Here is a 14385-nt window from a genome sequence, read left to right on the forward strand (position 1 = left end):
TCAGGACGTGGACTCAATACCGCTGCATACTGCAGCTGTGCGGCTGCTGCGCCTTGGCAGCAGGAATCTGCCGCACCACGCGAAAGCCGTAGCCAGAGCCTTCCACATCAAACTTCACGCCCGGCGCGCCTTTTTTGTCCATCACGCCCACCACCAGCGCCTGCTGGAACTGGTGGTCCGCCGCGCGCATGCTGCCGCCCTGGCCCGAGAGCCGCACATCGGCCTTCTCCATCTGGCGCGCCACGGCCACGGCGTCGGTGCTGCCCGCACGCTCGATGGACTGGGCCAGCGCCTCCACCATGAGCTGCATGCGCATGTGCACGTAGTCGTCCTGCGGCTTGGGAAAACGCTCGCGGAAAGACTGGTAGAACGCCTCGCTCTGGGCGCCTGGCACATTGGGCAGCCAGTCGGCCACCGCCACCACCTTGCCAATGCCTGCATCACCCATGGCAGCGGGCGCACCCAGCGCGTTGCCATAGAAGGTGTAGAAGCTGCCCTCGTAGCCCACTTCCCGCGCGGCCTTCACGAGCAGGGTCAGGTCATTGCCCCAGTTGCCTGTGACCACCGCCTGCGCGCCGCTGGTCTTGATCTTGACGGCGTAGGGTGCAAAGTCCTTCACGCGGCCCACCGGGTGCAGCTCGTCGCCCACCACCGCCACATCGGGGCGTTGTGCGGCCAGCTGCTTCTTGGCCTCGCGCAGCACGGCCTGGCCAAAGCTGTAGTCCTGGCCGATGAGGTACACACTTTTGAGGGACTTGTCTTCGCGCATCACATCCATCAGCGCGGCCATGCGCATGTCGGCATGGGCGTCAAAACGAAAGTGCCAGAAGCTGCACTTCTCGTTGGTGAGGATGGGGTCCACCGCCGAGTAGTTCAGAAATATCACGCGCTTGTTCGGCTCGCGCTCGTTGTGTTTGTTGATCGCCTCGATCAGCACCGCCGCCGTAGCCGATGAATTGCCCTGCAGGATGACCTGCGCGCCATCGTCGATGGCCGCACGCAGGGCCGACAGCGCCTCTTCGTTCTGGCCCTTGCTGTCGTAGCGCTCCAGCGCCACCGGGCGGGGGCCACCCGCAACGGCTGGCAACTGCACGCCACCCCGCGCGTTCACACGTTCCATGGCCCAGTAGATGTTGCGGTAAACCGCTTCGCCCGTGTTGGCAAATGCGCCCGACAGGCTTTCGATGAGCGCCACCTTCACGGGCTTGGCCTGCGCCACGGCAGTGGCTGGCGCTGCAGCCTGGGCATGGCTGGCGGACACCGGCAGCAGCACGCAGCACAGCGTGGCTGCTGCGGCCAAAACGGATTGACGTAATGCCGCTGCGCCTGTTTTCAAGCCCACGGAGTGCAATTTATTCATGCCATTTTTCCCTTGAAATGCGGCGTGGCCGCACACACCTCTTTGGCATGCGGCGACCACGTCGAGAGCCGCGCAGTGTATAGGAGTACCCCATGATCTTCGCCCCCGTGATCCGCCGCGCCGCCTACGCCCAAGCACCCCGTTCCGCCGACCTGGCACTGCAGCGTTTTCTGATGGGCACGCTGGCCGACCCCGCTGCCGCACGTTCTGCAGCAGGCTGCACTGTCACGCAGGACGACAAAGCCACCACCTTGCAGCTGGATGTGCCCGGCCTGGCCCGCGAGCAGTTGCAGATCAGCATTGAAGGCAACGTGGTGCGCCTGCAAAGTGTGGAAGGAGCCCCCCGCAAGGTGCAGCGCGCCTGGGAGCTGGCCGCCGACATCGACGCCGCCAACAGTAGCGCCAAACTGAAAAACGGCGTACTGACGCTGACTCTGGCCAAGGTGGAGCCTGCCAGCAAGGCCACCACGCTGACGATCCACTAACTATTGAATTAATAGCTATAAACGCCCGTACCATAAGCGGTACGGGCGTTTTTCATTCAAATTCTCTTTCCAGACCGGATGCATTACTCATGCCGTAGCGCATCGATGGGGTCCATGCGGGCAGCGCGCCGTGCCGGGAAGTAGCCAAACACCACGCCAATGCCCGCAGAGAAAAGAAACGACAGCAAATTCACCCCGGGGTTGAACAGGTAGGGCACCCCCATCAGCCCCGACAGCGCGAGCGACGCGCCTGTGGCCAGCACGATGCCGATGAGCCCGCCCAAAGCGGCCAGCACCACGGCCTCGATCAGGAACTGCAGCAGCACCTCGCGCTCCAGCGCGCCAATGGCCAGGCGCAGGCCGATCTCGCGCGTGCGCTCGGTCACGCTCACCAGCATGATGTTCATGATGCCGATGCCGCCCACCAGCAGGCTCACGGCGGCCACCGCACCCAGTAGCGTGGTCAGCACCTTGGTGGTGCCCGAGAGCGTGTCGGCCAGCTGCTTGGTGTCGAGCACGTTGAAGTTGTCTTCGTCCGAGTCCGACAGCTTGCGCAGCTCGCGCAACAGTTGCGTCAGGCTGGCCTTGACCCGCTCGGGGTCGCTGCCATCCTTCATCGAGACCAACAGCGTATTCACCCGCGTATTGCCCGTCACGCGGCGCTGCAGCGTGCGCAGCGGCACCAGCACGGTGTCGTCCTGGTCGTTGCCAAACGCGCCCTGCCCTTTGGACGCGAGCACACCCACCACTTCGCACGAAAACGCCTTCACGCGCAACTGGCCGCCCACGGCATCGGCCGTGCCAAACAGCTCGCGCCGCACGGTTTCGCCGATTAGGCACACGGCGGCGCCCGCGCGCAATTCGGCGTCGGTAAAGACGCGGCCCGTACGCACTGTCCAGTTGCCGGTCTCCAGCCAGGCATTGGTGCTGCCGATCACACTGGTCGTCCAGTTGCGCCCGCCCACCACGGCGGTGGCGGCGGCGCGCGCCTCGGGCGCCACGGCCAGGATGCCGCCGATCTGCTGCGCGATCACTTCGGCATCGGTGTCCTTGAAGGCCGGGGCGCCGGTGCCGCCGCCGGGCCCCATGCGCTGGCCGGGTCGCACCTGCAGCAGGTTGGTGCCCAGGCCCGAGATCTGGTTCTGGATGGCCAGCGTGGCGCCATTGCCCAGCGTGACCATGGTGATCACCGCGCTCACGCCGATCACGATGCCCAGGATGGTGAGGAAAGAGCGCATGAGATTGCGCCGGATGGAGCGCAGCGCCAGCAGCAGGGTGTTGAGCAACATCAGTGGCCTCCTGAATCCGCAGTGACCACATTCGATACGTTCGATACAGCATCAGCGTCCAGGCCCTTGGGGTGCAGGTTGGGCGCGTCGCTGTCCACCACGCCATCCACAAACCGCACGATGCGCCGCGCGTACTGCGCCATGTCGGGCTCGTGTGTGACCATCAGCACGGTGATGCCGTGGTCCACGTTCAGGCGCCAGAGCAGTTCCATGATCTCGAAGCTGCGCTGGGTATCGAGGTTGCCGGTGGGCTCGTCGGCCAGCAGCACATCGGGCTCGGTGACGATGGCGCGCGCAATGGCCACGCGCTGCTGCTGCCCGCCCGACAGCTCGGCGGGCGTGTGGTGTTCCCAGCCCTTGAGGCCCACCGCCTCCAACGCGCGCGCGGCCGCCGCATGGCGCGCCGCGGCGGACTCGCCCCGGTACAGCAGGGGCAGCTCCACGTTCTCTTGCGCCGAGGTGCGCGCCAGCAGGTTGAAGCCCTGGAACACAAAGCCAAAGTAGCGCCGCCGCAGCCGTGCCCGCTCGTCGCGCGAGAGCGACTCCACATGCACGCCCTTGAACAGGTATTCGCCCGTGGTGGGCCGGTCCAGGCAGCCCAGCGTGTTCATGGCCGTGGACTTGCCCGAGCCGCTGGGGCCCATGATGGCCACAAAGTCGCCCTGCGCAATGTCGAGATGAACGCCCTTGAGCGCCTGAAAGGCCAGCGCCCCTTCGCCATAGACCTTGGTCACGCCACGCAGGCGGATGATGGGGGTGTCGCCAGCCACGCTCATGGCTTGGCCCCGGCCGCGCGCTGGTCGGTGATCACGGCCATGCCGGGCGTGAGGCCCTCGCCCGTGACCTCGGTATGGCGGCCATCGCTGATGCCCACCTGCACATCGATGGGCTTGGCGGCACCGTCCTGCAGCACCCACACCTGCCGCGTCTTGCCCGCGCCATCGCCCGCCTCGCCCCCCGCACCCGGTTTGCGTGGGCCCGAGCCAGACCGTGGCATGCGCGGCATGAGCTGCGACATGATGCCGCCACCACTGCCGCTGCCCGATGCGCCGGGCTTGGCGCCACCCGCCCCGGGTTTCGCATCGACCCCTGCGGCCTGCGCAGGCGTGAAGCGCAGCGCCGTGTTGGGCACCAGCAGCACATCCTTGCGCTCGGTGGAGGTGATGGTGGCCGCCGCCGTCATGCCGGGGCGCAGGCTCATGTCACCGTTGTTCACCTCCAGCCAGGTGATGTAGGTGACCACGTTGTCCGTCTTGGTGGATCCAAACGACACGCGCGTGACCTGGGCCGGGTAGCGGCGCGAGGGATAGGCACTGACCGTGAAGCTCGCGTCCTGACCCACCTTGACCGAACCCACATCGGCTTCGTCCACGCTCACGTCCAGCCGCAGCCGCGTGAGGTCTTCGGCCACGGTGAACAGCGTCACCGCTTGCAGCGATGCGGCCACCGCGTTACCAGGCTCCACCGTGCGGGTCAGCACCACGCCGTCGATGGGCGAGCGGATGGAGGCCTTGGACAGGTTGGTCTCGTCGGTGGACAGCGCCGCACGGGCGTCCTCCACCGTGGCGCGGGCGCTGGTTTCATCGGCGCGGGCGCGGTCCAGCGTGGCGCGGCCTGCGTCCAGCTCGGAGGCCGAGGGCACCTTGCCGCCGGACAGGCGCGCCACTTCTTCGAGCCGGCCAAAGTTGGCAATGGCCTCCTTGGTGGTGGCCACGGCCTGGGCAAGGCGGGCCTGCGCCGACGCCAGCGAGGCGCGCGAGCGCAGCACCTGCGATTCGAGCTTGGCGGTGTCCAGCTCTACCAGCAGTTGCCCCTTCTTGACCTTGTCGTTCACATCCACCAACACGTTGCGCACGGTGCCCGACAACTCGCTGCCAATGGTGACCGAGCGCGTGGGCTGCAGCGTGCCGTTGGCCGACACGGTGAGTGTGAGATTGCCCCGGCGCAGCTCTTCGGTGACATAGGTGGGTGCAGTGCTGGCGCTCTGGCGCGATTGCCAGGCATACAAGCCACTGCCCACCACCACGAGCGCGGCCACCCCCAGCCACACGGTAGTGCGCTGCCACCAGCGGCGCGGGCGATCCGCGCCCAGCAGGGCGCTCAGGTCGGCGGGGGCCGCCTTGGCGGGTGTGGATGTCGCGGGGGTGTCGGTGTTTGGCATGGGACGTGAATCAGAGATTGGAGGGCTGGCGATAAGGACAGGGGCTGGATTAGCAAGGCGGCTATTGCCAGCCTCCCCCCAAGGCCTTGTAGAGGCGCACATGGTCTGCCGCGACGGCAGCGGTGGTGGTGGCCACGCTCTCTTGAGTGGACAGCAGCGTGCGCTGCGTCTCCAGCACCGCCTGAAAGTCGATGAGACCACTGCTGTAGCGCTGCTGTGCCAGCAGCGCGGCGTTGCGGGCGGCGTCAGCGGCGGCCGTCAGTCGCTCCAGCTTTTCACGATCGCCACGCAAGGCCACCAGCGCGTTCTCCACATCCTGCAGGGCCGTGAGCACGGTGGCTTCGTAGGCCACGCGGGCCTGCTCCAGCGCGGCAGACTGCACACGCACCTGTGCGCGGGCGGCGCCACCATCCAGCAGCGGGATGGACACGCTGCCCAGCAAGGCACTGGTCACCGCACCGCCGCCCGACAGCGCGCCCAGCGTGAGGGCACGCAGGCCCAGCGAGCCACCGAGGGAGAAGCTGGGGTAGCGCGCCGCATCGGCCTGCGACACGCGCGCCAGGGCGGCTGCAATGCGTTGCTCGGCCGCACGCACATCGGGGCGTTGGCGCAGCGTCTCGGCCGGGATTGCCAGCGTCAGTTCTGCGGTGGGCTGCGGCACGGGGGCACTGGCGGCCAGGGTAGCGTCGAGCGCGCCGGGCACCTGGCCTGTCAGCACGGCCAGGCTGTAGCGCGACTGCGCCAGGCTGGCTTCCAGGCTGGGAATCTGCGCGGCGGTCTGCTCGGCCGCTGCACGGGCCTGCTCGGTGACGAGCGAGGTGGTGAGCCCGGCCTGCAGGCGCCACTGCGTGATCTGTAAGGTCTCCTGCTGGCTGGCCAGGTTGCTGCGCGCAATGGCAAGGCGCTGCTGCAGCCCGCGCAGCTCGACGTAGTTGACGGCCACCTCGGCGGCCAGCGACACCTGCACGTCGGCCAGGCTGGCCTCTGCCGCGCGGGCGTCAGCCTCGCTGGCGCTCACGCCGCTGCGCAGGCGGCCAAACACATCGGGCTCCCAGCTCGCATCAAAACCGGCCTGGAAGGTGTTGCCCGTGCTGTTGCTGGCCCGGCTTCGCTGCGCCGAGCCCGAGGCCCCCACGCTCGGCGCCAGGCCGGCCGATTGCACATCCACCTGGGCGCGCGCCTGCTGCAATGACGCCTGGGCGGTGCGCACGCTGGTGTTGGCCCGCAGGGCTTGTTCTACCAGCGTGGTGAGCGAAGGGTCGTCAAAACGCTGCCACCATTGGGCCAAAGAAGTGGCACCCTGATCGGGAGTTGTATTGCCACCCGCGCCCGCAGCCCACGCCGCTGGCACGGCGACGGCGGGCAACTGGCTATCCTTGGGCTCCAGGCTTGCGCAGCCCGAGATCACCAATACCAGCAGCGTGGCGAGCGCTATCTGTACAAGCGGTGCGCTGCACCTGGGGTGGGCGCGCAGGACGTCGGCAGTGACGCGATGGGAAGGACTCATGGAAAGGCATCGCTCGAGGGAAAACCCGATTGTGAGGAGCCATTCAGGTCAAAACGTACCGAAAGGGTCAACCCCAGGTAAAGAATTGATGCAACGCAAAGGCGTCACCATCCACCGGCGTGGCCCTATCAAAAAACATGGCTATCGGTTCGCCAGCGGACAGACGGCCAATGGCCGCCTCGCGAGTGTCCCGAGTTGGAAGTTCGTTGATGAAATAAAGATGCCGAAATCGTCGTCAGGCAAGGCGCAAACCGCAGCGATAGCCGTAGCTATCGCGAGGATTTGCAACGCAGCATGGCAGCGATTCTCGGCGTCTTTATAAAACGAATCTCCCACCCAGGACACCTGGCCCTCAGTGCGCGTGCGCCAAGCCCAGAGACAGCCCCGCTCGCACCCTGTATTCGCTGGGGCTGCACCCCACATGCGAGCGGAACGCGCGGCTGAAATGCGCGCTGTTGCTAAAGCCCCAGGACAGCGCAATGTCGGTGACCGAGCGCTGTGCATGCGCCGGGTGGCGCAGGTCGCGCAGACAGGCTTCCAGGCGGCGGCGCTGGATCATGGCGGCCAGGGTTTCCTCGTCATCAGCCACCGCGTTGTACAGGTGCCGTTTGCTGCAGTTGAGCGCCTGGGCCATGCGGTCGATGGTGAGGTCGGGGTCGCCCAGGTGGCGGTCGATGTACTGGCTGATGCGGTCACGCAGGGCCTCGCGCTGCGACAGCAGGCTCTGCTGCCCGTTGCGCTCCAGCAGCGACAGCTGCACCAGGTGCGTGATCACATCGGCCACGCCATCGGCGGCGGCGTCGGACATGGTGGGCAGCTCGGCAAACGCGGCGCGCATGGTGTCCCAGGCCAGCCGCGACACGCCACTGGTGCCCGAGAACCGCTGCACCATCAGGTCATCGAGCTTGAGCTTGCGCTCGGGCAGTTGTTCCTTGGGGATCATCAGCACCATCTGGCGCACGGCCTCGGGGTTGCTCACGGCGTAGGCGCGTGTGGTGTCGTACACGCTCCACTCACCCGGCGACAACCATACCTGGCGTCCGTTCTGCTCAAAGCACGCGCGCCCCTCCAGCTGCGCCACCACCTTGATGTAGGCCCGGTCGCTGCCCCGGATGAGGCTGGGGGTGCGCACCACGCGGTGGCGGCTCACGTCCAGCTGGCACAGGTTCACATAGCCCGCCTGGCCCGAGGTGATGTGGCCTGCAAAGGCATCGTCACCAAACGCGTCGGACTCCAGCCCGCCAATCAGGCGCCACACCGCATCGCCCCACAGGTGCAGGCGGTCGCGCGCAGGCACGGCGTCGGTGGATACCTCGGTCAGGGGATGGGCCATGGTGTCTCCAGTGCGGGTTGCGCAAGCCTGATGGTTATGCGGCTGAATTATCGGACTCCCCGTTACCCCGTGCCACCGAGGGAAATCCGGGTAAACCCGCTGCCGTCTGCACGCTGAGGCAAGCGTTTTGTGCACGCTGAGCGCAGCGCGCATGAACGCGTCTGCCTACGATTCCCGGCACGGCGTGCACCACGCAGGCCCCATCCGAGGAGACACACAATGACAGCACACCAACCCTCCAAGCGCCAGTGGATCAAGGGCGCCGCCGCCGCGGTCGGCACCCTGGCCGTGGCGCCCCAGCTGTGGGCCCAGGGCAGCAGCGCGGCACCCGTGCGCATCGGTTATGCCATTGCCCGCACGGGCCCCTGGGCGGCCGGTGCCCAGGTCAGCCAGGAGCCCAACTACCTGCTGTGGGCCGAGCAAGTGAACGCAGCGGGCGGCCTGAGCGTGAAGGGCACCAAGCGCCCCATCGAACTCATCGGCTACGACGACCGCAGCGAGACCGAGACCTGCGTGCGCACCTACGAAAAGCTGATGGGCAGCGACAAGGTGGACCTGATCCTGCCGCCCTGGGGTTCGGGCGCCAACTTCGCCATCGCGCCGCTGGCCAACCGCTTCGGCTACCCACTGCTGGCGCCCACGGCGCTGTCGCGCAAGCTCATCGACATGAATCTGCCCTACTTCTTCTCGCTGCTGCAGCAGCCCGACAAGATGATGGGAGCGCTGGTGGACATGCTGGTGGCCAACAACGTCAAGACCATTGCCATCGTCTACATGGACGACCTGTTTGGTCTGGAGAACTTTGCCGCGCTGAACAACGCGCTCAAGAAGACCAGCATCCAGGTGCTGGAGCGCAAGAGCTACCCGCTGGGTGTGAAGGACCTGGCGCCCGTGCTGCGCGGCATCAAGGACCAGAACCCCGACGCCTTCATCGGCATCACGTACCCGCCCGACACCATCCTGGCCAGCCGCCAGGCGCGCGAGGTGGGGCTGAACCCCAAGTTCTTCTACGCCTCGGTGGGCACGGCCTTCCAGCTCTACAAGAACGTGATGGCCGCCAACACCGAGGGCGTGATTGGCATGGGATCTTGGAGCGTGAAGACAAGCCCCGAGGCCAAGGCGTACTTCGACGCCCACGTGAAGAAGTTCAACAAGGAGCCCGACCGCTGGGCCAGCGGCCACGCGTGGGCCGGCCTGCAGATCCTGCAGCAGGCCGTGGAAAAGGTGGGCCTGGACCGCAAGGCACTGCGCGAACACATCGCCAAGAACGAGTTCCAAACCATCCTGGGTGGTATTCGATTCCAGGGCAGCGAGAACGCCTCCATCCCCGGCACCGTGAGCCAGTGGCAGGGCAGCGACTTCGAAGTCGTGTGGCCCAAGGACCGCGCCACGGCGCAGTTGAACACCGCGAAACCAGCCTGGAAATAACAAAGTGTCTCTGACTTCCTGGGCCGAACTGGTCGCCAGTGGCCTCATTACCGGCGGCATCTATGCGCTGGTGGCCATGGGCCTGAACCTGCAGTACGGGCTGATGCGCATCATGAACATCTCGCATGGCGAGTTCCTGATGCTGGGCGCATTCCTCACCTGGTCCGCGCACACCCTATGGGGCATCTCGCCACTGCTGCTGATGCCGCTGGCTTTCATCGCGCTGTTTGCGCTGGGCGTGGTGGTGCATGCGCTGTGCTTCAAGCGCCTGGCCGCCCGCGCACCCAATGTGGACGTTTTCGAGGCGCGCAGCCTGATGGTGGGCTTTGGCCTCATGTTCCTGGTGCAGAACACCGCGCTCCTGATCTGGGGCGGCGATCTGCGTGGCTATGAATACCTGGCCGACCCGGTGCAGATCGCGGGTATGCGCTTCACCGAGAACAAGCTGGTGCTGTTCGGCGTGGCGCTGGCGCTGTCGGCCGCGCTGATCGCGCTGCTCAAGCTCACGCTGCTGGGCAAGGCCGTGCGGGCGCTGATGCAGTCGCCCACGGGCGCGCAGCTGGTGGGCATCAACACGCGGCGCCTGCATCCCATGATGTTTGGCATTGGACTGGGCCTGTCGGGCGTGGCGGGTGCGCTGCTCTCGATGACGTACGAGATTTCTCCGTCGATGGGCGAGCCCTACACCGTGACGGCACTGATCGTCATCACGCTGGGCGGCTTCGGCAGCCTGGCGGGCAGTCTGGCCGGTGGCCTGCTGCTGGGGGTGGTCGAGGCGCTGGGCATGCACTTCAGCAGCCCGTCTCTCAAGATGCTGCTGAGCTATGCAGTGTTCATCGGCGTGCTGATCTGGCGCCCCAACGGTTTGTTTAGCAAGAAATGAAACTCCTCCATTCCAACAAGCCCTGGCTCGCACTGGCAGCGGGGGTGGCCGTGGTCGCCACCTTGCCCTGGCTGGTGTCCGAGTTCGCCACCTCGGTGCTGCTCAGCTGCCTGATGTACATCGCGCTGGCCACCAGCTGGTCGCTGTTCTGCGGCGCCACCCGCTACCTCTCACTCGCCACGTCGGCCTTCTTCGGCATTGGTGCGTACACCAGTGCCACGCTGCTGGGCGTGCTGCCCTGGCCGCTGGTGATTCTGAGCGGCGCACTGATCGCCACCATCGTGGCCGTGGTGATGGGCGCGGCCGTGCTGCACCTTCGCGGCACCTACTTTGCGGTGCTGACCTTTGGCATGACGGAGCTGATCCGCCACGCGGTGACCTTTGTCGAAAAGCAGGTGTCGGGCACCGTGGGCCGCGTGCTCACGGTGGTGCCCAGCAACGAGACCGTGTACCTCACGGTGCTGCTGATCGCGGCGGCGGCCATTGCCACCGCCATTGCCATCCAGCGCAGCCGGTTTGGCCTGGCGCTGTCGGGCATCGGCGCCGACGAGCAGCGTGCCCAGACGCTGGGCGTGGACACGCGCCTGGCCAAGATCGCAGGCTTTGGCATCACCGCCGCCTTTGCAGGCGCCGTGGGCGCGGCCATGGCCGTGCGCTGGACCTACATCGAGCCCGCAGCCGTGTTCAGCCCCTTCATCGGCTTCCAGACCGTGCTGATCGCACTGATTGGCGGCGCGACCAGCATTGGCGGCCCCATCCTGGCGGCCATCGTTTTCAGCCTGCTGGCCGAAACCCTGCGCCTGCAGCTGCCTTACGGCTACATGATGGTGCTGGGCCTGCTGCTGATTTTGTGCGTGATGTACCTGCCCAATGGCCTGGCCACACTGTGGCAACGGCGCAAGCCTGCCGAGGGAGCACACCATGGCTGAAGCACTTTTGACCATTGACAGCGTGACCGTGCGCTTTGGCGGCCTGACTGCCGTGGATGGCGTGAGCGCCACGCTGCACACGGGCGAGCTGATCGGCATCATCGGCCCCAACGGTGCGGGCAAGACCACGTTCTTCAACGCCATCTCGGGCGTGCAACCGCCTACCTCGGGCACGCTGCACTGTGGTGCCGACAACCTGACCGGCAAGGGCCCGCACCACTATGCAGCCCACGGTATTGCCCGCACCTTCCAGACGCCACGCGTGTTCCCCGACATGACGGTGCGCGACAACGTGCGCTTTGGCATGCAGTTCGCAGGCCGCCACCGCCAGGGGCCCGAGGGCCTGCGCAGCGAGGGCGAGATCCTGGCCATGCTGGGCCTGGCGCACCTGGCCGACCGCCCTGCCGCCGACGTGACGCCTTCGCAGCAGCGCCTGCTGGAGATCGGCATGGCCCTGGGCACACGCCCGCGCCTGTTGTTGCTCGACGAGGTGGCTGCGGGTCTGACAGAAGCGGAGGTCGATGCCATGGCCCAGCGCATCCGCCGCCTGCGCGATGACTGGGGCCTGACCGTGGTGTGGATCGAGCATGCGGTGACCACGCTGCTCAAGTACGTGGAGCGTGTGCTGGTTCTGCACCAGGGCCGCAAGATTGCAGACGGCACGCCCGCGGAAGTGGTGCGCGACCCCCATGTGATCGAGGCCTATCTGGGTGACGAAATGACAGCCACCAGCGAAGGAGCCACGGCATGAGCGTCGCACACCTCACCGTGCAGAACCTGACCACGGGCTACCACGGCTTTCAGGTGCTGCAGGACCTGACACTGGAAGCCGCGCCCGGCATCACCGTCATCGTCGGCCCCAACGGCGCGGGCAAGACCACGCTGCTCAAGGCGTTGGCGGGCCTGCTGCCGCGCCAAGGCTCGGTGACGCTCGACGGCCAGGCCGTGCCTGCAATGAACGCCACGGCCTGCGTGCAACGCGGCCTGGCGCTGGTCGCCGAAGGTCGCCAGTTGTTCCCGCAGATGACGGTGACCGAGAACCTGGAGCTGGGCGGCTGGCTGGTGCCGTCGCGGGTGCGCGCCGAGCGGTTGCACCAGGCGTTTGAAGACTTTCCCCGCCTCAAAGAACGCGCCACACAGCTAGCCGGCACCATGAGCGGCGGCGAGCAGCAGATGGTCGCCGTGGCCCGCGCCATGATGAGCGGCCCGCGCCTGCTGATGCTGGACGAGCCCTCGCTGGGCCTGGCGCCGCGCATGGTCGATGAGCTGCTCGCCATCGTGCAGCGCATTGCCGCACAGGGCGTCACCGTGCTCATGGTGGAGCAGAACGTGCGCAAGGCACTGCAGATCGCGCAGCGCGGCTATGTGCTGGAGCGAGGACGCATCGTGGCGTCTGGCGCAGCCTCTGACTTGCTGCAGTCCGACGTGGTTCGACAAGCCTACCTGGGCATGACCTGAATACCTCTTTCCCCCTTTTTTATCTGTTCTTTTTCAGGAGCTTTCAATGACTGCCATTTCCATGCTGATCAACGGCGAGCGCGGGCAAGCCACCGGCGGCGCCACGTTTGAGCGTCGCAACCCGCTGGACGGTTCGGTCGCCACCACGGCACCCGCTGCCAGCGTGGCCGACGCCAAGGCCGCTGCCGACGCAGCCTCCAAGGCCTTCCCGGCCTGGTCGGCCCTGGGGCCCAACGCGCGCCGCGCGCTGCTGCTCAAGGCAGCACATGCGCTGGAGGCCCGCACGGCCGACTTTGCGGTGGCCATGGCGGCCGAGACCGGCGCCTCGGGCATGTGGGCGGGCTTTAACGTGCACCTGGCTGCCGGCCTGCTGCAGGAAGCCGCCGCCCTGACCACGCAGATTGCAGGCGAAGTGATTCCGTCCGACGTGCCCGGCAGCCTGGCCATGGGTGTGCGCCAGGCGGCGGGCGTAGTGCTGGGCATTGCACCGTGGAACGCACCCGTCATCCTGGGCGTGCGCGCCATCGCCACCCCGCTGGCCTGCGGCAACACGGTGATCCTGAAGGGGTCGGAGCTGTGCCCCGCCACACACGGCCTCATCATCGAGGCGCTGCAGGAGGCCGGTTTGCCCCCCGGTGTGGTGAACTTCGTGACCAATGCACCCGCCGATGCGGGCGCCGTGGTCGAGGCCATCGTGGCCCACCCGGCAGTGCGCCGCATCAACTTCACCGGCTCCACCAAGGTGGGCCGCATCATTGCGCAGACCTGCGCCAAGTACCTCAAGCCCGTGGTGCTGGAGCTGGGCGGCAAGGCCCCGCTGCTGGTGCTGGATGACGCGGACATCGACGCCGCTGTCGCAGGCACCGTGTTCGGCGCATTCGCCAACTCGGGCCAAATCTGCATGTCCACCGAACGCATCATCGTGGACAACGCCGTGGCCGACGCGTTTGTGGCGAAGCTCGGCGCGCGTGCCCAATCCCTGCCGCTGGGCGACCCACGCAAGGGCCCAGTGGTGCTGGGATCGGTGGTGGACATGGCCACCGTGCACCGCTGCAACGCCCTCATCGACGACGCACTGGCCAAGGGCGCCACGCTGGTCTGCGGCGGCAAGAGCGACAGCACGCTGATGCAGGCCACGGTGCTCGACCATGTGACGGCCGAGATGGACATCTACCGCGAAGAATCGTTCGGCCCCGTCAAGCCCGTGGTGCGCGTGAACGGCGTCGAGGAAGCCATTGCCTGCGCCAACGACAACGAGTTCGGCCTGTCCTCCGCCGTGTTCAGCCGCGATGTGGCCAAGGCCTGGAACGTGGCCGCGCGCATCGAGTCGGGCATCTGCCACATCAACGGCCCCACGGTGCACGACGAAGGGCAGATGCCGTTTGGTGGCGTGAAAAGTTCGGGTTACGGCCGCTTTGGCGGCATGGCGGGCGTGCGCGAGTTCACCGAGTTGCGCTGGATCACGGTGCAGACGACACCCCGCCACTACCCCTTTTGAAAATCAAAAAAGATAGCTGCTAACGCTTGCTGGACAGGCGGTATCGGCCTTTTT

13 protein-coding genes are annotated in these 14385 nt (G+C 66.7%); 7 read left to right on the top strand and 6 right to left on the bottom strand.

From position 1 onward, the window contains the following. Window positions 1-13: 13 nt before the first annotated feature. Entirely contained in the window at window positions 14-1360 is a 1347-nt protein-coding gene (locus AC2YJX_RS16590; protein WP_487256677.1) for a branched-chain amino acid ABC transporter substrate-binding protein, read from the bottom strand. A gap of 92 nt (window positions 1361-1452) precedes the next feature. On the opposite strand from AC2YJX_RS16590, the gene AC2YJX_RS16595 reads away from it, so the two are divergent. Further along, window positions 1453-1845 carry an Hsp20/alpha crystallin family protein gene (locus AC2YJX_RS16595; protein WP_487256678.1) on the top strand — a complete coding sequence of 131 codons (393 nt, stop codon included), beginning with the start codon at window positions 1453-1455 and terminating at the stop codon, window positions 1843-1845. A gap of 83 nt (window positions 1846-1928) precedes the next feature. Here AC2YJX_RS16595 and AC2YJX_RS16600 read toward each other — a convergent pair whose 3' ends face one another. The 5 genes from AC2YJX_RS16600 to AC2YJX_RS16620 all read right to left on the bottom strand — a co-directional run bounded on the left by AC2YJX_RS16600 (window position 1929) and on the right by AC2YJX_RS16620 (window position 8135). Beyond that, window positions 1929-3134: an ABC transporter permease gene (locus AC2YJX_RS16600; RefSeq protein ID WP_487256679.1), complete on the bottom strand. Its 1206-nt coding sequence runs from the start codon at window positions 3132-3134 to the stop codon at window positions 1929-1931. Then, window positions 3134-3910 (bottom strand): ABC transporter ATP-binding protein, encoded by a 777-nt coding sequence (locus AC2YJX_RS16605; RefSeq protein ID WP_487256680.1) that lies wholly within the window; start codon window positions 3908-3910, stop codon window positions 3134-3136. Before AC2YJX_RS16605 ends, AC2YJX_RS16600 begins: the two co-directional genes overlap by 1 nt. Further along, window positions 3907-5295 (bottom strand): efflux RND transporter periplasmic adaptor subunit, encoded by a 1389-nt coding sequence (locus tag AC2YJX_RS16610; protein WP_487256681.1) that lies wholly within the window; start codon window positions 5293-5295, stop codon window positions 3907-3909. The genes AC2YJX_RS16605 and AC2YJX_RS16610 overlap by 4 nt, the downstream gene beginning before the upstream one ends. A gap of 61 nt (window positions 5296-5356) precedes the next feature. Then, window positions 5357-6802, bottom strand: a complete 1446-nt coding sequence (locus AC2YJX_RS16615) for an efflux transporter outer membrane subunit (RefSeq protein ID WP_487256682.1) — start codon at window positions 6800-6802, stop codon at window positions 5357-5359. 352 nt (window positions 6803-7154) lie between these two features. Beyond that, complete coding sequence (locus AC2YJX_RS16620; RefSeq protein ID WP_228900112.1) at window positions 7155-8135, bottom strand: AraC-like ligand-binding domain-containing protein; 981 nt, start codon at window positions 8133-8135, stop codon at window positions 7155-7157. Window positions 8136-8354: 219 nt separating this feature from the next. Between AC2YJX_RS16620 and AC2YJX_RS16625 the strand changes: the two genes are divergently transcribed. The 6 genes from AC2YJX_RS16625 to AC2YJX_RS16650 are packed head-to-tail and all read left to right on the top strand — an operon-like array spanning window position 8355 to window position 14331. Then, a complete protein-coding gene (locus AC2YJX_RS16625) occupies window positions 8355-9563 on the top strand; it encodes an amino acid ABC transporter substrate-binding protein (RefSeq protein WP_487256683.1) in 1209 nt (402 codons plus the stop codon). Window positions 9564-9567: 4 nt separating this feature from the next. Beyond that, entirely contained in the window at window positions 9568-10446 is an 879-nt protein-coding gene (locus AC2YJX_RS16630; protein ID WP_108498983.1) for a branched-chain amino acid ABC transporter permease, read from the top strand. After that, window positions 10443-11375 carry a branched-chain amino acid ABC transporter permease gene (locus tag AC2YJX_RS16635; RefSeq protein WP_487256684.1) on the top strand — a complete coding sequence of 311 codons (933 nt, stop codon included), beginning with the start codon at window positions 10443-10445 and terminating at the stop codon, window positions 11373-11375. The genes AC2YJX_RS16630 and AC2YJX_RS16635 overlap by 4 nt, the downstream gene beginning before the upstream one ends. Beyond that, on the top strand, window positions 11368-12126 hold the full coding sequence (locus tag AC2YJX_RS16640; protein ID WP_228900119.1) for an ABC transporter ATP-binding protein: 759 nt from the start codon (window positions 11368-11370) through the stop codon (window positions 12124-12126). The genes AC2YJX_RS16635 and AC2YJX_RS16640 overlap by 8 nt, the downstream gene beginning before the upstream one ends. Beyond that, on the top strand, window positions 12123-12833 hold the full coding sequence (locus AC2YJX_RS16645) for an ABC transporter ATP-binding protein (protein ID WP_487256685.1): 711 nt from the start codon (window positions 12123-12125) through the stop codon (window positions 12831-12833). The genes AC2YJX_RS16640 and AC2YJX_RS16645 overlap by 4 nt, the downstream gene beginning before the upstream one ends. 46 nt (window positions 12834-12879) lie before the next feature. Continuing rightward, complete coding sequence (locus tag AC2YJX_RS16650) at window positions 12880-14331, top strand: aldehyde dehydrogenase (RefSeq protein ID WP_487256686.1); 1452 nt, start codon at window positions 12880-12882, stop codon at window positions 14329-14331. The last annotated feature ends 54 nt before the right edge of the window (window positions 14332-14385 follow it).

The sequence above is a fragment of the Acidovorax sp. SRI_002 genome (assembly GCF_057586455.1).